The organism is Microbispora sitophila, assembly GCF_014892245.1.
Lineage (GTDB): Bacteria > Actinomycetota > Actinomycetes > Streptosporangiales > Streptosporangiaceae > Microbispora > Microbispora siamensis.
The window spans coordinates 15732-41476 of sequence record NZ_JADBGC010000014.1; the positions used below are offsets into that span (position 1 = coordinate 15732).

Annotated in this window: 25 protein-coding genes; 13 read left to right on the forward strand and 12 right to left on the reverse strand. The window is 73.1% G+C overall.

The window, feature by feature from the left end; genetic code table 11:
- Positions 1-81: 81 nt before the first annotated feature.
- Together IL992_RS25060 and IL992_RS25065 are read left to right on the forward strand one after the other, a co-directional pair.
- Positions 82-579: a hypothetical protein gene (locus IL992_RS25060; protein WP_193205833.1), complete on the forward strand. Its 498-nt coding sequence runs from the start codon at positions 82-84 to the stop codon at positions 577-579.
- Positions 576-1502, forward strand: coding sequence for an aldo/keto reductase (locus IL992_RS25065; protein WP_319018805.1), 927 nt, complete (start codon positions 576-578; stop codon positions 1500-1502). The genes IL992_RS25060 and IL992_RS25065 overlap by 4 nt, the downstream gene beginning before the upstream one ends.
- Positions 1503-1551: 49 nt before the next feature.
- Here IL992_RS25065 and IL992_RS25070 read toward each other — a convergent pair whose 3' ends face one another.
- Together IL992_RS25070 and IL992_RS25075 are read right to left on the reverse strand one after the other, a co-directional pair.
- Positions 1552-2307, reverse strand: a complete 756-nt coding sequence (locus IL992_RS25070; protein WP_193205834.1) for a hypothetical protein — start codon at positions 2305-2307, stop codon at positions 1552-1554.
- 133 nt (positions 2308-2440) lie between these two features.
- Positions 2441-2938, reverse strand: a complete 498-nt coding sequence (locus tag IL992_RS25075) for a DUF3145 domain-containing protein (RefSeq protein ID WP_179155579.1) — start codon at positions 2936-2938, stop codon at positions 2441-2443.
- 192 nt (positions 2939-3130) lie between these two features.
- Here IL992_RS25075 and IL992_RS25080 point away from each other — a divergent pair, with 192 nt between their 5' ends.
- From IL992_RS25080 to IL992_RS25095, 4 genes are read left to right on the forward strand one after another with little or no spacing between them, the layout of a single operon-like run.
- Entirely contained in the window at positions 3131-4150 is a 1020-nt protein-coding gene (locus tag IL992_RS25080; RefSeq protein WP_193205835.1) for a S8 family peptidase, read from the forward strand.
- A 45-nt stretch (positions 4151-4195) separates the two neighbouring features.
- The gene (locus tag IL992_RS25085; protein ID WP_193205836.1) at positions 4196-4720 is read left to right on the forward strand and encodes an RNA polymerase sigma factor; all 525 of its coding nucleotides are present in this window, start codon (positions 4196-4198) and stop codon (positions 4718-4720) included.
- Complete coding sequence (locus tag IL992_RS25090) at positions 4717-5175, forward strand: hypothetical protein (RefSeq protein ID WP_193205837.1); 459 nt, start codon at positions 4717-4719, stop codon at positions 5173-5175. Before IL992_RS25085 ends, IL992_RS25090 begins: the two co-directional genes overlap by 4 nt.
- A gap of 8 nt (positions 5176-5183) precedes the next feature.
- Entirely contained in the window at positions 5184-7721 is a 2538-nt protein-coding gene (locus IL992_RS25095) for a CHAT domain-containing protein (RefSeq protein ID WP_193205838.1), read from the forward strand.
- A gap of 83 nt (positions 7722-7804) precedes the next feature.
- On the opposite strand, the gene IL992_RS25100 is transcribed toward IL992_RS25095, so the two are convergent.
- From IL992_RS25100 to IL992_RS25110, 3 genes are all read right to left on the reverse strand, one after another.
- A complete protein-coding gene (locus IL992_RS25100) occupies positions 7805-8617 on the reverse strand; it encodes a sulfurtransferase (RefSeq protein ID WP_193205839.1) in 813 nt (270 codons plus the stop codon).
- Positions 8618-8795: 178 nt separating this feature from the next.
- Positions 8796-8969, reverse strand: a complete 174-nt coding sequence (locus IL992_RS25105) for a hypothetical protein (RefSeq protein ID WP_193205840.1) — start codon at positions 8967-8969, stop codon at positions 8796-8798.
- A 419-nt stretch (positions 8970-9388) separates the two neighbouring features.
- Positions 9389-9949, reverse strand: coding sequence for a hypothetical protein (locus IL992_RS25110; protein ID WP_193205841.1), 561 nt, complete (start codon positions 9947-9949; stop codon positions 9389-9391).
- Positions 9950-10179: 230 nt separating this feature from the next.
- Between IL992_RS25110 and IL992_RS25115 the strand changes: the two genes are divergently transcribed.
- Positions 10180-10428, forward strand: a complete 249-nt coding sequence (locus IL992_RS25115; RefSeq protein WP_193205842.1) for an XF1762 family protein — start codon at positions 10180-10182, stop codon at positions 10426-10428.
- Here IL992_RS25115 and IL992_RS25120 read toward each other — a convergent pair.
- The 3 genes from IL992_RS25120 to IL992_RS25130 form a co-directional block, all read right to left on the reverse strand.
- On the reverse strand, positions 10368-11540 hold the full coding sequence (locus tag IL992_RS25120) for an alkaline phosphatase family protein (protein ID WP_319018806.1): 1173 nt from the start codon (positions 11538-11540) through the stop codon (positions 10368-10370). The genes IL992_RS25115 and IL992_RS25120 overlap by 61 nt on opposite strands.
- Positions 11541-11574: 34 nt before the next feature.
- The gene (locus tag IL992_RS25125) at positions 11575-12168 is read right to left on the reverse strand and encodes a DUF5998 family protein (RefSeq protein WP_079312347.1); all 594 of its coding nucleotides are present in this window, start codon (positions 12166-12168) and stop codon (positions 11575-11577) included.
- Positions 12169-12268: 100 nt separating this feature from the next.
- Positions 12269-14905: a bifunctional acetate--CoA ligase family protein/GNAT family N-acetyltransferase gene (locus IL992_RS25130; RefSeq protein WP_193205843.1), complete on the reverse strand. Its 2637-nt coding sequence runs from the start codon at positions 14903-14905 to the stop codon at positions 12269-12271.
- Positions 14906-15182: 277 nt separating this feature from the next.
- On the opposite strand from IL992_RS25130, the gene IL992_RS25135 reads away from it, so the two are divergent.
- Positions 15183-16076, forward strand: a complete 894-nt coding sequence (locus tag IL992_RS25135; RefSeq protein WP_193205844.1) for a carbohydrate kinase family protein — start codon at positions 15183-15185, stop codon at positions 16074-16076.
- Between the two features lie 71 nt (positions 16077-16147).
- Here IL992_RS25135 and IL992_RS25140 read toward each other — a convergent pair whose 3' ends face one another.
- From IL992_RS25140 to IL992_RS25150, 3 genes are all read right to left on the reverse strand, one after another.
- Entirely contained in the window at positions 16148-16726 is a 579-nt protein-coding gene (locus IL992_RS25140; protein WP_193205845.1) for a hypothetical protein, read from the reverse strand.
- A 154-nt stretch (positions 16727-16880) separates the two neighbouring features.
- Positions 16881-18974, reverse strand: coding sequence for a RecQ family ATP-dependent DNA helicase (locus tag IL992_RS25145; RefSeq protein WP_193206022.1), 2094 nt, complete (start codon positions 18972-18974; stop codon positions 16881-16883).
- Between the two features lie 82 nt (positions 18975-19056).
- Positions 19057-19530, reverse strand: coding sequence for an ester cyclase (locus IL992_RS25150; RefSeq protein WP_193205846.1), 474 nt, complete (start codon positions 19528-19530; stop codon positions 19057-19059).
- A 178-nt stretch (positions 19531-19708) separates the two neighbouring features.
- On the opposite strand from IL992_RS25150, the gene IL992_RS25155 reads away from it, so the two are divergent.
- Entirely contained in the window at positions 19709-20284 is a 576-nt protein-coding gene (locus IL992_RS25155) for a GNAT family N-acetyltransferase (RefSeq protein WP_193205847.1), read from the forward strand.
- Positions 20285-20483: 199 nt separating this feature from the next.
- Complete coding sequence (locus tag IL992_RS25160) at positions 20484-23012, forward strand: DNA gyrase/topoisomerase IV subunit A (RefSeq protein ID WP_193205848.1); 2529 nt, start codon at positions 20484-20486, stop codon at positions 23010-23012.
- A 109-nt stretch (positions 23013-23121) separates the two neighbouring features.
- Here the strand turns inward: IL992_RS25160 and IL992_RS25165 are convergent, their stop codons facing one another.
- On the reverse strand, positions 23122-24102 hold the full coding sequence (locus IL992_RS25165; RefSeq protein ID WP_319018807.1) for a GlxA family transcriptional regulator: 981 nt from the start codon (positions 24100-24102) through the stop codon (positions 23122-23124).
- A gap of 169 nt (positions 24103-24271) precedes the next feature.
- On the opposite strand from IL992_RS25165, the gene IL992_RS25170 reads away from it, so the two are divergent.
- From IL992_RS25170 to IL992_RS25180, 3 genes are read left to right on the forward strand one after another with little or no spacing between them, the layout of a single operon-like run.
- Positions 24272-24949, forward strand: a complete 678-nt coding sequence (locus IL992_RS25170) for a DJ-1/PfpI family protein (RefSeq protein ID WP_226873757.1) — start codon at positions 24272-24274, stop codon at positions 24947-24949.
- 15 nt (positions 24950-24964) lie between these two features.
- Entirely contained in the window at positions 24965-25453 is a 489-nt protein-coding gene (locus IL992_RS25175; RefSeq protein ID WP_193205850.1) for a DUF2269 family protein, read from the forward strand.
- 2 nt (positions 25454-25455) lie between these two features.
- Entirely contained in the window at positions 25456-25743 is a 288-nt protein-coding gene (locus tag IL992_RS25180) for a DUF3817 domain-containing protein (RefSeq protein ID WP_193205851.1), read from the forward strand.
- Positions 25744-25745: the final 2 nt, after the last annotated feature.

Here is a 25745-nt window from a genome sequence, read left to right on the forward strand (position 1 = left end):
GTTCTCGGAGAGCGGATATCGACTACTTGACGCTCGACGACAAGTACTTGATGCTTGTCGTCAAGTAGAAGGGAGGCGGGCATGGACGAGCGCCGTGAACTGGCCGAGGACCTGTGCCGGGTCGTCGGCGGCAGGGTGCTCGGCGCGCTGGAGATCCTCTTCGAGCCGGACGAGCTGTCCGGCGAGGACAGGCGACTGCGCGAGCTCCTCGCGGTCAAGAGCCGGGCCTGGGCCGACGTGCTGTGCGGCGAGGACGACCGAGCGGCCGCCTTCCTCGCGATCCGGCTGGTGAGCGCGCTGTATCCGGGCGACGCGCCGTTCGACCCGCCTGCCGCGTGGTGGGGCACGCCCCTGGGCCGGGCGGTCGCCCGGCGCGCGGGTCACCCGGCCGCGACCGCGGTGCCGGTCTCGGTCGCCGCGGCGATGCTCGGCATCACCCGTCAGGGCGTGCACGACCTGGTGCGCCGGCACAAGCTCGACCGCGATCCCGAGGGCGCGATCACCACGGCGTCGATCCAGGTCCGCCTCTCCCGTGGCCGCGGCGACCAGGCCGCGGCCGGCATGAGGAGGCTTGAGTGACTGTTTTCACCGGTCCCACCGGCGAGGTACTACGGCTCGCGGACGGCCTGGCCGTACGGCGACTGGGGTACGGCGCGATGCAACTGCCGGGTCCGGGCGTGTGGGGCCCGCCGCGAGACCACGCCGCCGCACTCGCCGTGCTGCGCCGGGCCGTGGAACTGGGCGTCACCCACATCGACACCAGCGACTTCTACGGCCCGCACGTCGCCAACGACCTGATCAGGCAGGCCCTGCGCCCCTATCCGGACGACCTGCTCATCGCCACCAAGGTCGGCGTGGTCCGCGACGAGTGGCGCGGGTTCGAGGCCGCCGCGAAGCCCGAGCAACTGCGCGAGCAGGTCGAGGAGAACCTGGTCCGGCTCGGCCGGGCCCGGCTCGACCTCGTCTACCTGCGCGTGGGCGGCGACGGACTGCTGTTTCCCGGCGAGGTGCCCTTCGCCGAGTCCTTCGGGGCGCTGGCCGAGCTGCGCCGACGCGGGCTGATCCGGGCGCTCGGACTCAGCGGCGTGACGAGGGAGCAACTGGCCGAGGCGCGCGCGATCGCGCCCGTGGCGGCGGTGCAGAACCGGCTCCACCTGTTCGACCGGTCGGGCGCGGACGTCCTGGCCGCGTGCGAGGTCGCCGGCATCGGCTTCACCGCCTACTTCCCGCTCGCCGCCGGCATGCTCCGGCCCGGGCTGGACCTGTCGCAGGCCCCGCCCGGCATGGCACCCTCGGCCGAGCAGTTCGCCGTGCTCGACGAGGTCGCCGGCCGATACGGCGCGACCCGCGCCCAGGTGGCGCTCGCCTGGCTGCTCGGTCGTTCCCCGGTCACCCTGGCCATTCCCGGCACCTCCTCGCTCGCCCATCTGGAGGAGAACATGGCCGCGGCCCGGCTGCGCCTGTCCCCCGAGGACCTCGCCACTCTGGACGGCCTCGCCTGATCCGGTCCGCCCGGCCCGTACGCCACGGGCCGGGCGGGTGCGGGCGAGGTCAGGACGTGAGCTGGGGAAGCTCCAGGTAGGACTTGCCGCGGACGAACCACTGGAAGTCGGCCGCGTTCTTGCCGCTCGGCGAGGGCAGACCGGCCCGCAGGTTCACGGCGGTGTTGACCAGGCCCCAGTTGAGGCCGCAGCCCGACGCCTTCGGCACCGCGAACGTCGTGTCCTTGGCCGCGACCTTGAAGACCGGCGTCCCGTCGATCGACGTCAGGTCCAGCGAGGTGACCTCGGGGTTCAGCACGATCGGAGCCGCGTCGCTCCCGATGTAGCACTTCGTGCCGAGCAGCGAGTGGATCATCCGGATCTTGACGCCGACATTGGTCGGGAAGATCGGGCCGGCCTCGACCTTGCCGGTGCCCTGGGTTTCCACGTACACGTCGGTGAGCTTGGGCACCTCGAACGGCTTGCCGATGAGGCCGCCGGGCACCTTCATCCGGCCGCCGACGACGCTGCCGAACGCCGCGGCCGTGCTGCCGTCGGCGAGCTTGCCCTGTGCCACGGTGATCCGCAGCGGCTCGCTGATGTCCTGGGTGATCGAGCCGAGCTTGATCGAGCCGCCCACGGTGACGATGAAGATGCAGCTCCAGGTGTCGGGCGTGGCGCCGGCGGGAAGCCGTGGGCAGTCGGCCCAGTCGGCGTCGCTCGGATGGTAGTCGTAGGCGGCGGCCGCCTGGGCGGGCGCCGCCGAGCCGGCCAGCAGCGCCGCCGCCGCCACGCCGATCACTTGGCGCCGGGCAAGAACGCTCATGGACTCCTCCTCGGGTCCGCGTTGGGGGGTGCGGACGTGAATGAGTCCCGGTATATCTGCGAAAAAGACGACTTTCTATGTCGCTTTCACAAGGCGCAAGGGCGGATTGTTATCACCATCCGCATAAAAGGCGTCAGACGGCCGCGTGCAGCCAGCGCACGGGCGCGCCCTCGCCCGCGTACCTGAACGACTCCAGCTCCTCGTCCCACTGCTTGCCGAGCAGGCGGTCGAGCTCCTCCTCCAGGACGACTCGGCCCTGGGCCGCCATCAGCATCACGTTGCGTAGCCGGTCCTCGGGGATCAGGATGTCCCCGTTCGCGCCGACGACCGCCGTGAAGGCGCCCAGCGTCGGCGTGTAGGCGTGCCGGGAGCCGTCGACGCCCGGCGAGGCGTCCTCGGTTATCTCGAAGCGGATGCGCTGCCAGCCCATGAGTGAGGACGTGATCGCCGCCGCCGTGCCGGGACGCCCCTCCCACTCGGCCTGGGCCCGCAGGGTCCCGGGCGCGGCGGGCTGGGCGGTCCACGTCAGGTCGACGGGTACGCCAAGAACGCCTGCGACGGCCCACTCGATGTGCGGGCACAGCGCAGGCTGAGCCGAGTGGACGTACAGGACGCCACGAGCAGCAGCCACCGGACCTCCCAATTCGCATGAGGTGCGCCTTCCCCAACGGCCTCATACTTGGAATGATCACGGTTGGATGACTGTAGGAGAGACTACCGTCCGTCGCAGCTCGGCACCAGAGGGGGGTCATACCGATTGGTGCTTGGCGACCAACTGAATCGGGAAGGACGCGTTCCGTAACCATCACGGAAAGGCCCCCCGATGCGCAGCCGGCTTGTCGAACCCCTCCCAGGACGGCCCGTTCTCATCCGGCCGGACGAACTCCTGACCTCCTCCCCCGCCGCCGTCGCCCGGTGGGCCCTGGCCGCCGAGCCCCTTCCCGGCACCGGTCGTCTCCACCGCGTACGGCTGCCGCCGGGCACCGACGTGATCGACCTCACGGCCACGCTCCGCGATCGCGGGCACCCGGCCTCCCCCAACCACATCCTGTCGGGCCAGCCGCTGTTCTTCGGCGGGCCCGGCGGACCGCCCGTGCCCGCGGCGGCGCCGCCGTACGAGCCGGGCGAGCCGGGCGAGGTCATCGTGGCGGTCCTCGACACCGGGCTGGCGCCGCACCCGTGGCTGGCACGGTGGTACAGCGACGACATCGCCGAGACACCCGACGCGGACGGCGACGGCGTGCGCGACCGGCAGGCGGGACACGGCACGTTCGTGGCCGGGCTGATCCTGCGGCACGCGCCCGGCGTCCGGCTGCGCGTCCTCCGCTTCCTCGACAGCGACGGCGTGAGCGACGAGGCGGCGCTGCTGCGCGCGCTCGCCGTGCTGCGCGGCGGCCGGGCCGACGTGGTGAACCTCTCCTTCGGCGGGCACACCTTCGACGACGCGCCGCCCCTCGGGCTGGCCGAGGCGCTCGCGGGCTTCCCCGCCGTCGTCGCGTGCGCGGGCAACACCGCGTCGTCGCGTCCGTTCTGGCCCGCGGCCCTGCCCGGCGTCGTCGCGGTCGGCGCGCTCGACGGCGAGGCCAGGGCCGATTTCTCCGCGTACGGGCCCTGGGTGGACGTCTGGGCCCCGGGCGTCGGCCTGACCAGCAGCTTCCTCGATTACGGCGACTTCCGCGGCTACGCCGTCTGGAGCGGCACGTCGTTCGCCGCCGCGGTCGTCGCCGGGGCACTCGCCCGCCTGTGCCGGGAGGTTCCACCGGGCCGGGCCGTACGGCGCCTGCTCAACGGCGGCCGGCGGGTCGTGGATCTCGGGGTGGTCGTGACGAGCGGAGATAGGTAAGGTCTCTGTCACCATACGCTTCTCCCCGAGCGCGCAGAGTGACAGATGCCGACAGACAACTCCTTCGCCACCATCGACCAGGCCGCCTGGGAGGACCTGGTCGCCCGATTCGACGGCAGGATGTGGGCGGTCGCCCGGGCGTTCGGGCTGAGCGCCGCCGACGCGGCCGACGCCGTGCAGGGCGCCTGGCTCCGCCTCGTGGAGAACGCGGGCGCCATCCGCGACCCCGAACGGATCGGCGCGTGGCTCGTCACCACGACCCGGCACGAGGCGGCCCGGCTCAGCCGCAAGGCGCGCGGAGAGGTGGTCTCCGACCTGGACGTGCCGGACACGACGTTGCCCGACCCGACGGCCGCGGTGGTGGACGCCGACTTCGGCAGGCAGGTGTGGCGCAGGCTCGACCTGCTCGGCGAGCCGTGCCGGTCGCTCATCCGCCTCTACGTGCTCCATCCCGAGGCGCGGTACGCCCAGATAGCGGTCCGCCTCGACCTGCCGGTCGGCAGCATCGGCCCCACCCGGGCCCGCTGCATGGCCCGTCTGCGCGCACTCGTGGAGGAGGAGACCGGATGAGGGAGGAATACCTGCTGGCGGCCCTGCGCATGGGAGCGGGCGCCGATCCCGTGCCGGAGGGCGTGTCGGCCGCCGCCCGGGCGGTCTTCGGCCTGCGGGTGCCCGGAGGCGTGCCCGCAGGGCCGGTCGACCTCCCCGTGCCGCCGGGAACCCGCTCCTCCCCCGAGGCCGGGACGGCGCAGGCGGGCGTCCGCCGCTTCCGCGCGGACGGCCTGGTCATCGACATCGAAACAACCGTCACCGGCGGGCGGATGGAAGTGGCCGGTCAGGTGTCCCCCCTCCCCGGGCCGGACGCCAGGATCGAGGTGCGGACCCCGCACATCGCCAAGGTCCGCGTGCCCTCCGGCAGCGGCCACTTCGCGGTGGCCGGCCTGCCTCCCGGGTGGGTCAGCGTCGTCTGCCACCGGCCCGGTCACCCGCCCGTCTTCACCCGCTGGATCCACATCCGCCCGTGACTTCTCGCATGGACCTCTTGGACAGGGCCCAGGCCGCCGTACGGCTCTCCGCGACCGACCCTCGGCTGGCCCTCGCGGAGGCGAGAGCCGTACTGGATCTGACCGCCGGCGCGTGCGGCGAGGCGGCCTCGGTGGCGCTGCGCGCGGCGGCGCTGGCGGCCCGCGAGCTGGGCGACCTCGAACTCGCCGGAGAGCGGCTGGAGCTGGCGATCGCGGCGGGGCGGGGGTTCCCGCGCCGGGTGGCACAGGCCCGGATGTCACTCGTCACGGTCCGGGCCCAGCTCGGCGACCCGGAGGGCGGGCTGCGCCTCGCCGATCTCGCCGAGCGGGATCTCGTGGGAGCGGACCTGGCGAGGCTCGGCGTGCAGCGGTCGGTCGCCCTGATCCTGCTGGGACGGCACGAGGAGGCCGTACGGCACTGCGACCGGGCGATCGGCCTGCTGGACGACGATCCTCGCTTCCGGGCGGGCGGGCTGCTGAACCGCGGGCTCGCCCGCACCTATCTTGAGCAGTACGGCGAAGCCGAGGCCGACCTGGCCGAATGCGCCCGGGTGGCGAGGTCGGCCGGCCACGACCACGTCGCGATGCTGGCTGAGGGCAATCTGCCGTTCGTGGCCGCCCGGCGCGGCGACATCGCCGCCGCCTTCGCGCGATACCGGGCGGCCGAGACCACGCTGTTCGGCTTCCCCGAACGACTCGCCGCGATGCGCACCGACTTCGCCGAGGCGCTGGTGGCCGCGCGGCTGCCCGGCGAGGCGCGCACGCTGCTCGAACAGGCCGTGCCCGAACTGGTGGCGGCCGGGGCGCAGGCGGCGCTTCCCGGCGCGCGGCTGCTGCTCGCCCAGGCCGCGCTCCTCGCCGGGGACGCCCCGCTGGCCGAGACGACGGCGCGCACCGCGCTCGCGGAGCTGGACGCGCAGGGCAGGACGGCCTGGCTGCCGCTGGCCAGGGAGGTCGCCCTGCGAGCCCGCCTCGCGGAGACCTCCGGCCCGCAGGCCGCACGCACCGCACCCCTGCCCGCGCACGCGCACGACACGGCGGTCGGCGGCGCGCAGGACGCGGCCGGGGCCGATGGCCTGGTGGCCGATCTGATCGCTTGTGCCGACGACCTGGCGGCGTGCGGCTGGTCCGGGGCTTCGGCGGCGCTGCGGCTCACCGCCGCGGCGGCGGCCGTACGGCTGGGCGCGATCGCGCACGCCCGTCCGCAGCTCGACCGCGTCGCCGCCACCGCCGTCCGCCCGCTCGTACGCTGGCACGCGCTGGCGATGCGGCACCGCCTGGACGGGGACCTCGACCAGGCCCTGGCGGCCACGGCTCGGGGCATCGAGGCCGTACGGGCCCCGGGCGGTGACGCCGGTCCCCGCGACATGGCAAGTGACGCGGAACTGCGGGTGCACGCGGCGCGGCCTGCCGAGGATCTCGCCGCGCTCGGCCTGGAGATCTCCATCGACCGGGCCCGGCGGACGGGCGACGCCCGGACGGTGCTCGAATGGGCCGAGCGATGGCGGGCGGTCGTGCGCGGCGCCCCGGCTCCCACGTCGGTGCTGCACGATGTCCCGCCCGCCGGATCCGGGCTCCTCGTGGAGCTGGTGCGGCGCGGCGACGACCTGTTCGCCGTCACGGCCGGCCCCGGGGGCTGCGCGCTGCGGGTGCTCGGCTCCTACCAGGCGGCGGTGGAGGCGACCGTGCGGATCCGGTACGGCCTGCGCCGCCGCGCCCTGCTCGACACCCCGCGCGACACGGACGCCCTCCCCGGCGCTGCGGACGAGGCGGTCGCCCGGGAGCTGTCCGCGCTCGACCGCGTCCTCCTGTCCGGTCCCGGGACGCTCACGTCAGTGGGGAGCCCGGCCGGCGGGCCGGTGACGGTCGTGCCCACCGGAGCGTTGTGCACGCTGCCCTGGCCGCTGCTTCCCTCGCTGCGCGGCCGGCCGGTGTCGGTGGCGGCCGACGCCGCCGCGTGGCTCGCCCCGCGCCCGGGCCCGGCCGACACCCCTCTGGTGCTGTCGCTCGCGGGACCGGGGCTCGACCACGCCGCGGCCGAGGCCGACATGGTCGCCGCCGCGCACGGGCGGGCGCGGCGCATCGGCGCCACCAGGGCGGAGGTGCTCCGCGCGCTGGAGCGGGCCGACGTGCTCCACGTCGCCGCCCACGGGATGTTCAGCCCGCGCGGGCCCATGCTGTCGCAGATCACACTCGACGACGGGCCGCTCATGGCCTACGACCTGCTGACCGCGCGGCGGATCCCCCGCCTCGTCGTGCTCTCGGCCTGCGACGCCGGGATGGCCCACGCCCCGGTGGACGGCGCGGCGCTGGGCCTCGCCGGGGCCTTCCTCGACAGCGCCACGCGCAACGGGGACGCCGCGTGCGTGGTGGCGGGTGTGATGCCGGTGCGCGACGACGAGGCGCCGGCGCTCATGACGCTCTTCCATACGCTGCTGGCCGAGGGCCGCTCCCCCGCCGAGGCGCTGGCCCAGGCGTCCGAGAAGTCGGCAGTGCCGGGATTCGTGTGCTTCGGCGCCGGCGACACGCCCTTCGCCACGGGCTGACGCGACCGGTCGTTGGGAGCCGGTTGCGCCAAGCTTTTTCGGGCGATTGGACCAGGTGATGCACCTGCGGCGCGGGTAGCCCGTCAGCCGGTCGCGACCGGCCTGGCGGGGTCGGCGACCCAGTTGGACCAGGAGCCGACGTACAGGGCGGCCGGCAGCCCGGCGATCTCCAGTGCGAGCACCTCGTGGGCGGCCGTGACCCCCGACCCGCAGTACGCGCCGACGGGCATGCCCTCGACCGCCCCGAGGCTGTTGAAGCGCTCGCGGAGGAACTCCCTGTTGTGGAACCGCCCGCCGGGCTCGACGTTCCCGGTGGTCGGAGCGCTGACCGCCCCCGGGATGTGCCCGGCGACCGGGTCGATCGGCTCCACCTCACCGCGGTAACGCTCGGCCGCCCTGGCGTCGAGCAGCACGCCGTCGGCCGCCAGCGCGGCGGCCTGATCGGCGTCGAGCACGGGCATCCCGCCCGGCCGCGCCGTGAAGTCGCCCGGAGCGACGGGTCCCTCCTCCTTGGTCACCGGGAGCCCGGCCCGGGTCCAGGCCCGCAGTCCGCCGTCGAGCACGCGCACGTCGCCGTGGCCGAAGTAGCGCAGCGTCCACCAGGCCCTGGCCGCCGCCGTCGAGTCGGCCTCGTCGTAGACGACGACCGGCCGGCCCTCGGACACCCCGAGGCGGCGCATCGCCTCCTGGAACGCCTCCGGCGCGGGCAACGGATGCCGTCCGGCGGGCCCGGCCGGGGCGGCGAGGTCGGCGTTGAGGTCGCAGAAGACCGCGCCCGGGACGTGACCCTCGCGGTACGCCTCGACGCCGGGCGGTCCGCCCAGCCGCCAGCGGACGTCGAGGATCGCGGCGTCGCCGATCGCGGCGAGCTCCTCAGGAGTGATCAGCGGGCTCATGCCATCTCCTCGCTTTCGATTCTGAGCGGCATTCGCCACACGCTGTGTTCCCTGATCCGCCCACCCATGTGACGCCTCCTGGTCGAAACGGTGCCGTTGCCATTGTCCCCCGCTTCTGCCCGGCCTCCTCGCATCGCCGCCGGCGAGCTCCGGTCGCATGTCCCGTGCCACGCCGGGGTCAGCGGTTGACGCCGCCTCCGACGGCGAGGAGCACCCGGTAGGCGGTGATGGATGAGCGGTCGAATCCGATGGTGACGAATCCGAGGGTGGCCAGGCCGATCACGACCAGCAGGGCTGTCACCGCACGGCAGGCCCGCAGTCCGTAGCCTGATAGCAGCCAGTAGGCGGTCACGATGAAGCGCTCAAGCGAGGCGCGCGGTAGGTGGGGTCCCTGTGGCCGAGGCGGCGCATCTCCTCTCTCCGTAGTGGAAGTCCGCCGCCCCTGGCTCGTTCTTGGAGTTCTCGAACGCGGTGCGCAACTGCCGGTACAACGCCTCCAGCCGCTGTGGGCTCAGCACGGCCGCCCCTTCGGGAGCGGGCGTGGATCCCGCACCGCCGCGACGGCGCGTACGGCATCCAGCTCGCCATGTCCCGCCGTGAACGGCGAAGGGTGAGGTCCGGCCGTGAGAAGTAGAGGGCGCGCCGCCGTCAAGGCGGCCCGGGCCGCGCCTGTCGGCCCTCCTCCCACCGGCCTGGCCCCGCCCGCGAGCTGTGGGTGAGAGGACGATCAATCTCGTGATCCGCGAGGCCGCACACGCCCGGACGGGGGGCTCACTCCACCCACTCGTTGCCCGAATAGAGGGTGCCGCCCTTCCAGATCCAGCTGGCGGCGAAGGGGTCCCAGACGGAGACCTGTGCTCGCACCTGTGCCCGGTACCAGCCAGGCCCACCACAGAATGTGCTCCCAAGTTCCGTCGTCGCGCCGATATGGTAGCTGTAGTTCACGCTGGGCCCGGTGGGGCCAAAGGCGTCCGAGCCCGTCGTTCCATACACCCAGGCCTCCCCCCCTACACACCACCGCCACACGCTTCCAGTCCACCTCTGGACCTGCAGGTTCATCCTGGCCTTCATGACCTTCGGGGTGACGCAGTCCGCCTCGAGTGCGTAGGCCGTCCCCCACGCCTGGTTCGCGGACCAGACGCCCGGCGTGAGGTGGTCGATGCCTGCCGTGGCCTGGACGCAGTAGGATCCGGCGACGGCAAGGGTGGACTGCGCCACCGTGACCCGAACCCTTTGCGTGTACGCCTGGGCGGGTTGCGGCAGCGCGGTCATCAGCAGCAGCGCGAGGATGGTGGATAACGGGCCGAGGAGCAGGGTGCTTCGTCGCGACATGGCGTCCTCCTTGCGGATCGAACATGGAGTCCACGTATCGCGTCGGCGACATGACGAACGTCAGGACCCGCGCGCAGTGGACCGATGGTGTGCAGGAGCATCGCTTCATTACCGGCGGGCCGATGCGGGAGGACACCCCTCCCCTAAAATGATCAGCGGCCGAGCAACTGTCAACCCGCTTTCACGCGGGTTTCGGCGCTCGGCCGCCTCGTCGCGCGGCCGGGCGCGGCGTGTGCGGGTTCGTCGCGATGTGGCACCGCTACCTGGAGCTTCCCCGCGGCCATAAGTGGTGCTTCGGCGTCGCCGACGACCTCGGTGTGCTGCGCGGCGTCGTGATCGTCGGTCGCCCGATGTCCCACGTTCTCGACGACGGCATGACCCTCGAAGTCACCCGCAGCGGGGACGAGTTCGGAGATCGTCAGCCGCGGATCTCCGCGAGCGGGACGTTCTGCTCGGCGGGGGTCAGCGAGCCGTGGTAGCCGATCATGGACGACTCCACCGGCTCCCCGGCCGAGGCCACGATCACGCACTCGCCGTACGGCACGGCCACCACGTCGCCGACGCGGCCGAGCCACTCGCGGCGGACACGGCGGCCGAACCAGCCCGCCGAGACGGCCTCCTCGCGGGTGACCACCCAGGCTCGCCCGCGCAGAGTCTCCCGCCAGGTCTCCAGCACGGCGGCGGCAGCGCCGGGGACCGTGTAGACGTGTCGGGCGCGGGCCTCACCGCCCAGCATGAGCACGCCCTCCCGCAGGTCGGGGCGGCGGTCCACGTCCACCTTGTCGGCGGCGTTGATCATCCCGTGGTCGGCCGTGACGTACAGGACCGCACCCGGCGGCAGCGCCTCGGCGATGCGCTCGGCCATGCGGTCCGCGACCGCGAGCTGTTCGAGCCACTCACCGCCGCCCCACCCGCTGAAGTGCCCCACGCGGTCGACCTCGCCGTAGTAGACGGTGACGAAGGTGGTCTCGCGCAGCGCCTGCCGTACGGCCTCGACGCGCTCGCCGGGGCTCTCGGCCGCCCGGTAGCGCATGCCCCGGTAGACGGCGCGGGTCAGTCCTGTGCCGTCGAACGAGGCGGGCGCCACGTAGACGGGCTCGACCCCCTCAGCCGCCATGCGTTCGTAGACGGTCGGCGCCGGCTGCCACACGTCCGGGTCGATCGACAGGCCGGGGGCGGTCCAGCGCAGGCAGTTGAACAGCCGCCCCTCCCCCGGGACTGCCATCTGGATTCCGACCATGCCGTGCTCCCCGGGAGGGGCGCCGGTGCCCAGGGTGGCCAGGCTGGTCGGGGTCGAGGAGGGGAAGCCGGCCGTGAGCGTCCCCCGCAGATGGGCCGACAGGAACGGCGCGGCGTCGGAGTGCGCGGCCAGGAGCTCGGCCCCGAGGCCGTCCACGAGGAACAGGCACACCCGCGGGGCCGGCTCAAGCGCCAGCGTGTTGCCGACCGGCAGCCCGAGGGAGGCGAGCAGCGAGCCCGGCAGATCGGCCAGCGAGGCCGTGCCGTACGCGGGCACGTACGGCACGGGCACGGCCGGCGACGCCACGGACGGCTCCCCGGGCAGAGCCCCCGAGGGCTGGGGGTCGATCACGTCACCTCCCGGCGGCTGGAGGGGGACGGGACGGTCAGGTCGTCGCGGCCTTGGCGGTGGCCTCCGACAGCGCCTTCGCGAACGCCAGCACGTGGGTGACGGCCTCGGGACCGTCGGCCGCCTCGCTGACCCGCAGGGACAGGTCGTCGGCCGTGATCGCGCCGGTGTAGCCGTGGTCGGCCTCGCAGTTCTCGTCGCCGCAGGTCGCCGGTTCGAGATCGACGTGGGAGATCGCGCCCCACCCGATCGTCAGCGTGACCTCCGTCGGGGGGACGCCCGGCACGTAGGACGCGGGGTCGGGCACGACCCTGGTCACGGCGACCGACTGGATGCGGCTGAGCCGCACCGCCTCGGTGGTGGTGGAGGCGTGCGAGGCGGGCATGCCCTCGGCGGGCGGGTGCTCGTCGGTGTGGCAGACCAGCAGCCGGGTGGGCGAAAGGACCAGGACCGTGACGTGCCTGCGCACCTCCATCGCCGGGTCGAACGTGGCCTCGTGATGCACGACGTACGCCGTGACCGGCTCGTTGCCGAGCGCGGAGTCGACGGCGTCGGCCACCAGATCCGGGTAGTAGCCGCTGCGATCTATGGCCTCGCGCAAGCCCGCGGCGGAGACTCGGGTTTCCCTCATGGGTCCATCCTGCCCTGTAAGGGACACCTGTTTCACACCCCGACGGGACGGGTTTTCCGCCCACGGCGTGACGCGGCCCGATCAGCTCGGACGGCACCGATCAGCTCAGACGGCGCGGCCCGACGTCGGGACGCAGCGCGGTGACGGGCCGCAGGACGGCCCGCGCGCCCAGCACGGCCACTCCCGAAGCGCCCACCAGGACCTGGTCGAGGTCCATCCTGGCCACCTCGGGCAGGGCGTCGGCCAACAGCCCCACCCGCACCAGCAGTTCCTCCAGCGCCTCCACGGCCACCGCCTGGTAGCCGTACTCGCCGAACAGCAGCGGCGCGGCGCGGACCGACCGCACCAGCCCCGCCGCGTCCTCCGCCGTGAGCGGCGCGAGGCGGTAGGCCTGGTCGCCGAGCAGCCGGGCGGTGACCTCGCCGAGGCCGAACGTGACGACCCCGCCGAAGTAGCGGTCCTGGGTCACGCCGACGACGGTGGGCACCGAGGGCTGCGGCGCCATGCGCTGCACCGCGAGCGGAGCGCCGGGCCCGAGGAGCGCGGCGAGGTCGGCGTACGCCTGCCGGACCCCGGCGGGCTCGGTGAGGCCGATGCGCACGGTGCCGGCGCGGCGGGCGTCCTCCGGGTCGGCCGACTTGACCACCACGGGCCAGCCGATCCGCTCGGCGGCGGCGACGGCCTCCTCGGCGTCGGCGGCGACGTGCGCAGGCCACACCTCGATGCCGTAGCAGGCCAGCAGCGCGGTCGCGTCGATCTCCCGCTCCTCGCCGTCCGCCCCTTCACCACGCAGTGCCGCGGCGACGATCTCCCGCGCCGCGGCGGTGTCGATCCCCTCGACGGACGGGACCGTGCCCGGCGGCTGCCTGCGCCACTGGGCGTACCGCACCACATGCGCCAGCGCGCGGACCGCCTCCTCGGGGGCGGGGTACGACGGGATCGACCCGCGCTGGGGCGAGTCGTCGCCGGGGCCGCCCGCCACGCGCAGCTCGGTCGGCATGCCCAGCTCGCCCTGGAAGGTGGCCAGCACCGGCTTGCCCGACTCCCGCGCGGCCTCCAGCAGCGCCCCGGCCACCTCGCGGCAGTCGCCGGGGATCGGCGGCATGTAGATCGCGACGGCGGCGTCCACCTCGGGCAGGACGCTCCGCAGGGCCGCCGCGAACTCGGCCGCGCCGGCGCGGGCGCCGAGGTTCACCGGCGGGCTCGGCTGCAGGCCGGCGCCGGCGCACGCCTCCTCCGCGAGCAGCGTGAGCGCGTCGGAGTTGCCGACCACGCCCACCCGCGGCCCGGCGGGCAGCGGCTGGTGCGCCAGGAGCTGGGCGACGTCGAACAGCTGGACCAGGTCGTCCACGCGGATGACCCCGGCCTGCGCGAACAACGAGCTCAGCGCGGTGTCGGGCAGCGCGAGCACGGGCGCGCGGTGGCCGCCGGGGACGCCGCGCGACTTGACCACCACGATCGGCTTGGACCGGGAGATCCGCCGGGCCAGCCGGGTGAACTTGCGCGGGTTCCCGATGGACTCCAGGTAGAGCAGGATCACGTCGGTCGCCGGGTCCTCCTCCCAATATTGGAGAAGGTCGTTGCCGGACACGTCCGCCCGGTTGCCGGCCGAGACGAACGTCGAGATGCCCATGCCGCGCTGCGCCACCCGCTGCAGCAGGGCGGTGCCGAGCGCGCCCGACTGGCTGAAGAAGCCGACCCTCCCCCGCCCCGGCAGGGTCGCGGCGAGCGTCGCGTTGAGCCGTACCGCGGGGTCGGTGTTGGCGATGCCGAGGCAGTTGGGCCCCACCACCCGTATGCCGTACGCCCGGGCGATGCGGACCAGTTCCTCCTGGCGGGCCCGGCCCTCCGGCCCGGTCTCGCCGAACCCGGAGGAGACCACGACCAGGCCTTTCACGCCCTTCTCCGCGCACTCTCCGACCAGTTCGAGCACGCCCTCGGCGGGGACCGCCAGCACGGCGAGGTCCACCTCGCCGTCGATGGCGGACACGCTGCGGTAGGCCCGCACGCCGGCCACGGCCCGTACGTGCCGGTGGACGGGGTAGACGGGGCCGGTGAAGTCGGCGGCGAGCAGGTTGCGCAGGACCGTCTGACCGATTCCACCCGGTTCGCGGCTCGCGCCGATGACCGCGACCGACTCCGGCGTCAGCAGGCGGGCGATCGAGCGCGCCTCGGCGCGGTGCTCGCGGGCGAGCCGGACCTCCAGCGCGGTCTCGGTGCTGGACAGGTCGAGCGTCATGCGCACGACGCCGTCCTCGAACTGGCTCTGCGCCGTGTAGCCGGCCTGGCGGAACAGGCCCATCATCCGGTGGTTACCCGGCAGCACGTCCGCGATGAAGGTCTTGATCCCGCGTTCGCGAGCGGCGGCCCGCAGGTGCTCCATCAGCACCCCGGCCACGCCCCTGCCCTGGTGGGCGTCCTCGACCAGGAAGGCCACCTCGGCATGGTCGCGCGGCTGCACCCGGTCGTATCGAACGACCGCGACCATCTCGGTGCCGATCGTGGCGATGAGGGCGACCCGATTGTCGTAGTCGACGTTGGTGAACCAGACCACGTCCTTGTCGGTCAGGCGCGGCCGTGGCCCGAAGTACCGGAAGTAGATGGACTCCGCGGACAGGCGCGAGTAGAACGAGCGCAGCATGTCGGCGTCGTCCGGCCTGATCGGGCGGACGTGGGCGGTGCCGCCGTCCGACAGCACGACGTCCGCCTCCCAGTGGGCGGGGTACTGAGGGTGCACACAATCGAGGCTAGCGGTGTCCGGCTTGGCCCGTATTGAGAGATTCCTTACGACTGGAGGACTCGCGTTCTGGATCCGCCTATAGGGGATCTACCAGCCCTGACGCGGCAAGTTGGGCAACGCTTGTGCATCGACTGTGCCCGTCTGTCCGCTCTCCACCCCACGACGCCCCTGGAAGCTGTTAGGTTTCTGGACGTCAGCCTCACAGCACGGAGAGGACGCCGCCCCTCCTAGGGCATGGCTCACCTCCACAAGCAGTTGGCAAGGTGGTGACATCATGACGCGGGTCGTCGTGGTGGGCGATCTCATGACGGACGCGGTCGCCCGCGCGAAGTTCCCTCTTGCTAGGGCGAGCGACACCCCGGCCGTCGTGACCATGCACGGTGGCGGTTCCGGCGCCAACATCGCCTCCTGGCTCGCCGTGGAGGGCTCCGAGGTCGCCTTCATCGGCCGCCGCGGCGCCGACATCACCGGCCGCAACCGCGACATGGAACTCATGGGTTACGGCGTGGACGCCCGGCTCGTCATGGACCCCGAGCGGCCGACCGGCACCTGCGTCGTGCTCGTCACCCACAAGGGCGAGCGGACCATGCTGTCCGACCCCGGTGCCAACGCCGCACTGTCCCCCGAGGACCTGCCGCGCGACCTGTTCAGCGCCGGTGGCCACCTCCACATGTCGGGCTACACGCTGATCAACGAAGGGTCGCGCGACGCCGGCCTCGCCGCGCTCGACATGGCCAGGCGCGCCGGCATGTCGATCTCCGTGGACTGCGCCTCCGCCGCCCCGCTGGAGCGGACCGGCGCCGAGCCGTTCCTCGAGTGGACCGACGGCGCGAAGCTGCTGTTCGCCAACGCCGACCAGGCCAAGGTGCTCACCGGCAGGGACGACGCCGCCGCGGCGGCCAAGGTGCTGACCGCCTGGTTCCCGCAGGTCGTGATCAAGCTCAACGCCGAGGGCTCGCTCTGGTACTCCAACACCCGTCCCGAACCGGTCCGGGCGCCCGCCGAGGTCGTCGACCGGGTGGTGGACGGCACCGGCGCCGGTGACGCCTTCGCCGCCGGTTTCCTGCCCGTCTGGCTGGACGGCAAGCCGGCCGCCGAGGCGCTGGCGGCGGGCAACGCCCTCGCCGCCAAGTGCATCTCCAACCTCGGCGCCCGCCCCCGTCTCTGACCCCCGGATTCAGAGCGGCCCGGTTCGGAACGGCCCGGCTAAGAGGGGGCGCGGTTCAGAGGGGGCGCGGTTCAGAACGGGCTTCGCGCGAGCACGACCGGCTGCGCGGGCCGCAGGCGCAGCAGCGGCACGAAGGCCAGCAGGAGCAGCGCCGCTCCCAGTGGGATCAGGTCCTTGGTCGCCAGCGGGAGCACGGCCTGCACGAGCACCAGCGCCGGGCTCCACCACGGCACCCGGCGCCCTGCGGCGAGCCGGGCCACCAGCGCGACCATGCCGACGTAGAACAGCAACGGCACGACGGTGTAGACGACCGGCTCGACGCCCGGGATCGCCTTGACGGCGTCGAAGCGCGGCGCCATCGCGTCGTGATCGGCGGACAGGAAACCGACCACGATGTCGATCACGAACTGCGCGGCCAGCGCCAGCGCACCGGCGAGGCCGGCGGCGTACCCCGCCGTGGCCGTCACGCCGCCACCGGCCATCGTGCGGAGCCGCCCGAAGATCTGCACGAAGAGGACCAACGCGGCCAGGAAGAACAGGTGCCCCACGGTCCAGGCCAGGCCGGGTCCCCGGCTGCCGTCCAGACCGTCGAGCATGCGGGCGACGCCGTACGCGCCGACCAGGAGCGGAGCCGCGACAAGTGATCTCATGGCGACGAGTGTGCAGGCCGCGGCGCGCCGCGGGGATGGGGTGACGCCCCTGATTCACCCCTGACCCGTCCCCGAGCCCGGCCTCGGCTCATCGCCCCCGCGTGTCAGGGGCCCCCCGGTCATCGCCGGGCCCACCCAGGGACGCGGGAGGTGGTCAGCTGGTGACGGCCAGGGCCAAAGGCAGCACCGCGGGCGCCCCGGCGTGACGGACCTGGGCGGCGGCCAGCGCCATCGTCCATCCGCTGTCCACGCGGTCGTCCACCAGCAGCACCGGCCCGCCCGCCGCCGCGATCCTCGCGGCCACGTCACGCGGCATCGCGAGCGTCCCCCGGATGGCCGTCACCCGCTGTGCGCTGTTGTGCCTGGCGGCGGGCGACCCGTCGCGATAGCCGAGCGTGCCGAGATACTCCAGCCGGCCGACCCGGGCGAGCCGCTCGGCGAGCGACCCGACCAGCGCCGGCCGCGTGCCCGACGGCACCGCGACCACCGCGATCGGGCGCCGCTCCCACTCCCACGTCTTCAGCACCTCGATCACGGCCGCGAACACGTCGTCGGGGACCGGCCCGTCCCCCGCCGCGAACAGTTCGCGCAGCCGGGTGCCCCAGCCGATGTCGGTCAGGCGGCCGAGCGCGCGGCCCGGCTCGGCGCACAGCTCCGGCTTGATCCGCCCCTTCAGGTCCGGCAGGCCGGTGGGCCACTGGCGGCGCGGCTCGATCTCGACGCCGGGACGCGCGAGCCGCTGCTGGGCGGCCCGGACGGCCTCGTCCGGCACCTCGGCGGAACGGTGGGCGCCGGTGCAGTTGTCACACCTGCCGCACGGCGTCGCCGACTCGTCGTCGAGGTGGCGGCGCAGGTACTGCTCCCGGCACTCGGTGGTCGCGATGTATCCGAGCATGGCCTCCTGCTCCGCCCGGCGCTCGGCGGCCACCCGGGCGTAGCGCTCGGCGTCGTAGCTCCACGGCTCGCCGGTGGCCTCCCAGCCGCCCTTGACCCGGCGTACGGCGCCGTCCACGTCGAGCACCTTGAGCATCATCTCCAGCCGGCTCCGGCTGAGGTCGACCCTCGTCTCCAGGGCGGCGGTGGACAGCACTCCCCCCTCGGACAGCGCCTCCAGCGTCGCCCTGACCACGCCCTCCGGCGGGAAGGCGAGGGAGGCGAAGTAGGCCCAGATCTCCCGGTCCTCGGGACCGGGCAGCAGGATGACCTCGGCCCGCTCGACGCCGCGCCCGGCCCGGCCCACCTGCTGGTAGTACGCCACGGGCGAGGCGGGCGCGCCCACGTGGACGACGAAGCCGAGGTCGGGCTTGTCGAAGCCCATCCCCAGTGCCGAGGTCGCCACCAGCGCCTTGACCCGGTTGGCGAGCAGGTCCTCCTCGGCCGCCAGCCGGTCGGCCGGCTCGGTCTGCCCGGTGTACGCGGCGACGCTGTGGCCCTGCTCCCGCAGGTACGCGGCGATCTCCTGGGCGGCGGCGACGGTCAGCGTGTAGACGATGCCGGAGCCCGGCAGCTCGTGCAGGGTCCTGGCCAGCCAGGCGAGCCGCTGGTCCGCGCCGCCCAGCCGTACCACACTCAGGTGGAGGCTCTCGCGCTCCAGCGGGCCGCGCAGGACGAACACCTCGCCGCCGGGCAGTTCGTCCCACTCCTGGGTGACGGCGAGCTGCTCGGCGACGTCACGGGTGACCCGGGCGTTCGCCGTGGCCGTCGTGGCCAGCACGGGGATGCCCGGCGGCAGCTCGGCCAGCAGGGTGCGGAGCCTGCGGTAGTCGGGCCGGAAGTCGTGGCCCCAGTCGGAGATGCAGTGGGCCTCGTCGATCACCAGGAGTCCCGCGCTGCCGGCCAGCTCGGGCAGCACGTTGTCGCGGAAGTCGGGGTTGTTCAGCCGCTCGGGACTGACCAGCAGCACGTCGACCACGCCCTCGGCGACCTGGCCGTAGACCTTCTCCCACTCCTCGGGGTTGGCCGAGTTGATCGTCTCGGCGTGGATGCCGGCCCGCTCGGCCGCGGCGATCTGGTTGCGCATCAGCGCCAGGAGCGGGGAGACGATGACCGTGGGCCCCTCGCCGAGCTCGCGCAGCAGCGCGGTCGCGATGAAGTAGACGGCCGACTTTCCCCAGCCGGTGCGCTGCACGACCAGCGCACGCCTGCGGTCCATGACCAGGGCCTTGATGGCGGCCCACTGGTCGTCGCGCAGCCGCGCGTGATCACCGGCGAGCGCCCGCAGCCGGGCCTCGGCCTCTTCCCGCAGCATCACCTCTTCTTCGCTCACCCGCCCATTGGTACCAGGTCCGGCCGACCGTTTCCGCCGGGACGGCGGGAGGCGGGGCGGGGAACTAGAGGTCGTGTCCCCGGCCGCGGTCTCCGGACGCGCCGTTTCCCGAGTCGTCTCCGAAGGACAGGGGCAACCGCAGGCCGAGCTGCGAGTAGATCTGGAGCTGGTCGTAGTAGAAGCGCTGGCTCAGGATGAGGTCGTCCTTCAGGTGCCAGAACCAGGAGACACGCACATTGATGCCACGGCCGGTCGGGGCGAGGAGGTCACCCCCGGCGACCAGATAGGGCCCCGTGTGCGTGCCCACCGCCGTCATCTCTGTCGCGACCACGTCCGCGAAGGTGATCGTCTCCCAGATCGTGAAGTGCAGATCGGGAAAGCCCTCCCACATCTGCAGCATGTAGGAGCCGATCTCTCCGGGCTCCCCCGCCTCCATCTCCGGTCCGACCACCACCGCGCCCGGCGCGTAGCACCGCAACACCGCGTGCAGGTCGTGCGCGTTCATCGCGTCGAGCATCCGGTCCACGACGTCGTACACCGCGGAAGCACCTCCCTCTTCTGGGGGGAGGGTACCGAAGGAGCGGCCATATCCGGACAAACGGCACATACATGCAGGTTCGCCTCGCCTGCGGTGCCGATGGAGGCGCCCGCGTGACGGGGCCGGCGGCCGTGGCCGGACGAACCCGGGCGGGTGTCGTGGTTTGATGTGTCCCGTTATGGACGTGACCACCTGGTATCTCGAACAGACCAGCCCCGCCGACCTTCGGCCGGGACGGCCGCCCGCGGTCCCCGCGCAGGTCGTCCGCGCCGAGGTCCCCAGCCCGGAGTTCGGCCGCTTCCTCTACACGGCCGTGGGCGGCGACTGGCAGTGGACCAACCGGCTGCCGTGGACCTGGAAGCAGTGGAAGGACTGGCTCGACCGGCCGGGCGTCGAGACCTGGGTGGCCTGGGTGCGCGGCACTCCCGCGGGGTACGCCGAGCTGGTGGCCCAGGACAGCGGCACGGTGGAGATCGTCAACTTCGGGCTGCTGCCGTACGCGATCGGGCAGGGCCTCGGCGGGTGGCTGCTGGGCGAGGCCGTGGCCCGCGCCTGGGACCTCGCCGAGCGCTGGCCGGGGCGGGAGCCCACCCGGCGGGTCTGGGTGCACACCTGCTCCCTCGACGGGCCCGCCGCGCTGGCGAACTACAAGGCCCGGGGCTTCCGGATCTACGACGAGAAGCTGAACGTGCCGGGCGACGATGACGAGGGCGAGACGCCCGGCCCCTGGCCCGGCGCCGGCCCCCGCGACTGACCATTCCGAAGCCGGAAGGGCTGTCCCGTCGGGGAAGCCGGGACGGCGGGCACGAGCCCGGCAGTAGGGTGGTGAGTCGCGAACAGGGTGAACTCTCGGCAGAATGTTCGATGACCACCACTGATGTTCATCACCCACGTTCGCCCTCCCCGGTCCCGACGGCCGGGGTCCGGCTCCTCGACACGCAGGAAACCACGACATGGCCCGACGCACGACGACACCCCCGCCGGACGAGGACTTCGAGGAGCGGATCGTCGACATCGACGTCTCCGCGGAGATGCGGACGAGCTTCCTTGAGTACGCCTACTCGGTGATCTACCAGCGCGCGCTGCCCGACGCGCGCGACGGACTCAAGCCCGTTCAGCGCCGCATCCTCTACTCGATGAGCGAGATGGGCCTGCGGCCCGACCGCGGGCACGTCAAGTCCTCCCGCGTCGTCGGCGAGGTGATGGGCAAGCTCCACCCGCACGGCGACTCGGCCATCTACGACGCGCTCGTACGGCTCGCGCAGCCGTTCTCGATGCGCCTGCCGCTGGTGGACGGGCACGGCAACTTCGGCTCGCCCGACGACCTGCCCGCCGCGATGCGGTACACCGAGGCCCGCCTCGCCCCGGCCGCCATGCTCATGGTGCAGTCGATCGACGAGGACACCGTCGACTTCAAGCCCAACTACGACGGCCAGGAGACCGAGCCGTCGGTCATGCCGTCGGCGTTCCCCAACCTGCTGGTCAACGGCGCCTCCGGCATCGCGGTCGGCATGGCCACCAACATGGCCCCGCACAACCTCGGCGAGGTCATCGCGGCGGCCCGCTACCTGATCAGGAAGCCGAACGCCACGCTCGACGAGCTCATGCGCTTCGTCCCCGGCCCCGACCTGCCGACCGGTGGCATGATCATCGGTCTCAACGGCGTCAGGGACGCGTACGAGACCGGCCGCGGCACCTTCAAGATGCGGGCCAAGGCAACGATCGAGCAGGCCACGCCGCGCCGCAAGGGCATCGTCGTCACCGAGCTGCCGTTCAACGTGGGCCCCGAGCGGGTGGTCACCAAGATCAAAGAGCTGGTGAACGCGAAGAAGCTCACCGGCATCGCCGACCTCAAGGACCTGACCGACCGGCACAAGGGCCTGCGCCTGGTCATCGAGGTCAAGAACGGCTTCAACCCGGAGGCCGTGCTGGAGGAGCTCTACCGGCTGACGCCGATGGAGGAGACCTTCGGCATCAACAACGTCGCCCTCGTCGACGGCCAGCCGCGCACGCTCGGCCTGCGGGAGCTGCTGTCGGTCTACGTGGACCACCGGCTCGACGTCGTGCGCAGACGGTCGCGATATCGGCTGCGCAAGCGCGAGGAACGGCTCCACCTGGTCGACGGCCTCATCATCGCGCTGCTCAACATCGACCAGGTCATCCAGGTGATCCGCGGCTCCGACGACTCGGCGCAGGCCCGCGCGCGGCTCATGGAGACCTTCGAGCTGAGCGAGATCCAGGCGAACTACATCCTCGACACCCCGCTGCGCCGCCTCACCCGCTACGACAAGCTGGAGCTCGACCGGGAGAAGGAGCAGCTCCAGGCCGACATCGCCGAGCTGAACGAGATCCTCGGCTCTGAGGAGCGGCTGCGCAAGGTCGTGTCGTCCGAGCTTGCCGAGGTGGCCAAGACGTACGGCACGCCGCGCCGCACGGTCCTGCTTGAGTCGTCGGAGGCCGCCAGGACCGCCGTCGTGCCGCTGGAGGTGGCCGACGATCCCTGTCTGGTGCTGCTGTCGTCCACCGGCCTGCTCGCCCGTACGACCGACGCCTCGCCGGTCTCCGGCGAGGGCGACCGCACGGCGCACGACGTGCTGGTCTCGGTGGTGCGCTCCACCGTGCGCGGCGAGGTGGGCGTGGTGACCTCCGCGGGCCGGATGATCCGGGTCTCGGTGCTCGACCTGCCCGCGCTGCCGCCCTCGGCCAACCCGCCCTCGCTCGCCGGCGGGCATCCGGTGTCGGAGTACGTCGTCCTCGAACCGGACGAGAAGGTCGTCGGGCTGGGCTCGCTCGACCCGGACGGGCCGGGGCTCGCGCTCGGCACCAGCCAGGGTGTGGTCAAGCGGGTGGTGCCCGAATACCCGGTCAACCGCGACGAGTTCGAGGTGATCGGACTGCGGGACGGCGACGTGGTGGTCGGCGCCGTGGAGCTGACCTCCGCCGACCACGACCTGGTCTTCATCACCAGCGACGCGCAGCTCCTGCGCTTCCCCGCCTCCGTCGTACGGCCCCAGGGACGCCCGGCGGGCGGCATGGCCGGCGTGCGCCTCGACGGCGACGCGAAGGTGGTCTTCTTCGGCGTGGTCGATCCCACGCGGGAGGCGCGGGTGGTGACGATCGCCGGCTCCTCCACCGCCCTGCCCGGCACCCAGATGGGCGCGGGCAAGGTCTCCGACTACGCCGACTTCCCGCCGAAGGGACGGGCGACCGGCGGCGTGCGCGCCCAGCGCTTCCTCAAGGGCGAGGACGTCCTGCTGCTCGCCTACGCCGGCCCGGCGCCGGTCAAGGCGGTCTCCTCGACCGGCAAGCCGGTGCCGCTGCCGGAGGAGCTCGGCCGCCGCGACGGCTCGGGTGTGCGTCTCGTGCACGCCATCGCCGCGATCGGCGGCGCGCTCGGCGCGGACGGCGGCGAGGAGGCCGCCGCGACGGAGGGCGGCATGGCCACCACGGGCGACACCGGCGGTGAAGAGCCGCCCCTGTGACAGGGGGCGAAGCCCGTGTGACGGGCGGCGAAGTGCCGCCGATGTGACTCAGGCGGCGCGGAGCGGGTCTCGTGGCTCCGCGCCGCCGTCCGGCGCATACCTGTGGCGTTCAGGTGGTGGCGGGGCCCCCATGAAGTGGGGAGCGGAGTGGGGAGTGGAACGAGGAGCGGTACGCCTGCGGCGTGGTCCCCACGACCCGCTTGAACCGCTCCCTGAACGCGGTCGGCGACCCGAAACCGGCCTGTGCGGCGATGCGCTCGATGCCGTGGTCGGTGTTCTCCAGCAGATACTGCGCTCGCCTGACCCGGGCGCGCAGCAGCCACTGCAGCGGAGTGGTGCCGGTCTGCTGGCGGAAGCGCCTGCTGAACGTCCGCTCGCTCATCCCGCCGCGGGCCGCCATCTCCCGCAGGGTGAGGTCGCGGCCGAGGTTGTCCTCGATCCACGCCAGCACCGGCTCCAGCAGCGAACCGCTGGGCACCGGCGGGTGCTCGTGGACGATGAACTGGGCCTGACCGCCCTCCCGCTCCAGCGGCATCACCGACAGGCGGGCGGCGTCGGCCGCGACGGCCGAGCCGTGGTCGCGCCGGATCAGGTGCAGGCACAGGTCGAGCCCGGCGGCCGCGCCCGCGGAGGTGAGCACCTGCCCGTTGTCGACGTACAGCACGTCCGGCCGCACGTCCACCAGCGGGAACCGCCGGGCCAGCGCGGGCGCCGCCGCCCAGTGCGTGGTCGCCCGCAGGCCGTCCAGCAGCCCGGCCGCCGCGAGCGTGAACGCGCCCACGCAGATCGAGGCGAGGCGGGTGCCTCGCGCGGCCGCGTCGCGCAGGGCCTCCAGCGCCGCGGGCGGGGGCGGCCCGGCCCGCTCCGAGCAGCCGGGGACGATGACCGTGTCGGCCTCGGCCAGCGCGTCCACGCCGTACGGCACGCGCAGGGCGAACGTCTCGGTCTCCACTTCGGGGGTGGGTCCGCACACCCGCACCCGGTAGGGCCGCCGGCCGTCCGGCAGGCGGGTGCGCCCGAACACCTCGATGGGGGTCGCCAGGTCGAACGGTACGACATGGTCCAGCGCCAGGATCGCCACGGTGTGCACGATCGCCACGATAGACCGAATCCCGCCATCGGTGAATCCAGTGCTTGTTCACGAATCCCCAGGTGAGAATGGCTGGCGAGAATCCGTTGGTCTTTGTCTTTCTCGCCTCTGGGATCGGGCCGGGCCGTACTCCTACGGTTGGTGACCGCACTGCCGACGATGAGGAGACATGCCGATGCTGGCCCAGTTCGTGCTGTTCGACGGGTTCGATCCCCTGGACGTTCTCGCGCCGTACGAGGTCCTGACGGCGGCCGCGATGTTCACGCGGACCCCGCTCACAGCGACCTTCGTGACGGCGGAGGGGCCCCGGGAGGTGGCCGGAGGCGTCCCGGGTGTGTCGCTGCGGGCCACGGCGCCGCTGGACCCGGCCCGCGCGGACCTGGTCGTCCTTCCCGGAGCGGCCGGGGACGTGCGCGAGGAGGAGGGCCTCACCGAGGAGGAGCGTCAGGGGACGGTCACCGCGCGGCTCGGCAACGCTCTCACGACCGGCCTGCCCCGGCTGATGGGCGAGGCGCTCGGCCGGCAGGGCGTCACCGTCGCCACCGTCTGCGGAGGTTCGCTGCTCCTCGCGATGGCGGGGCTGATCCGCGGTCGTCACGTGACCGGTCACCACTTGGGGCTGGACGCGCTGAACGCCTTCGGGGCGGTCGCGGTGGACGCGCGGGTCGTCGACGACGGCGACCTGGTGAGTGGCGCCGGGGTCACCTCGGGCCTCGACCTCGGCCTCTACCTGGTGGAACGCGAGTTCGGACCGCACCTCGCACACGACGTGGAACGGCTGTTCGCCCATGAGCGGCGCGGCGTCGTCTGGCGCGAGCGCCGTCCGTCCGCGCCCGCCGCCCGCTGATCGGGGCCGCGCACGATGACCAAGTTCTTCCTGGCCGTTCACGTCCTCGCCGCGATCCTCGCGGTCGGTCCGGTCGCCGTGGCGGCGAGCATGTTCCCATCTGCCGTTCGTCGCTCATCGGATCGGGGCGCGGCGGAGCAGGGTACGCAGGCCGGCGGCGTGGCCACGCTCCGCGTGCTGCACCGCATCTGCCGCGTCTACGCCGTCGCGGGCCTGGCCGTACCGGTTTTCGGGTTCGCCACGGCGAGCAGCCTCGGCGTGCTGCGCGACGCGTGGGTGATCGCGTCCATCCTGCTCACCGCCGCGGCGGCCGCGATCCTGGCCCTGGCGGTCCTGCCGCGTCAGGACGCCGTCCTCGCCCGGCTCACCACCGCGGATCCCGCCCCCGCCGACGCCGGCGGCGAGGTGGCGCGGCTGGCCATGCTGACCGGCGTCTTCAACCTGCTGTGGGCGGCCGTCACGGTGCTGATGATCGTCCGTCCCGGCTCGACCACGGGAGTCTGATCATGTCGCGCCCTCATTCCGTCCTGCGCGTCGCCGCCGCCGTCGAGCTGGGGTCCCTGGCCGTCCTGCTGGCCAATCTGGCCACCGTGCACCTGCCGCCCGTCTCCTCGCTCGTCGGGCCCCTGCACGGCTGCGCGTACCTGGTCGTCGTCGTGGCCGCCGCCCGCGACACAGGATGCGACCTGACCGGCAGGGCGCTGGCCTGGCTGCCGGGAATCGGCGGCCTTCTCGTCCTGCGGCGTCTCGCGCGTACGCGGCGGGAGAAGGCCGCCTCCGGCTCCCTGGGCTGACG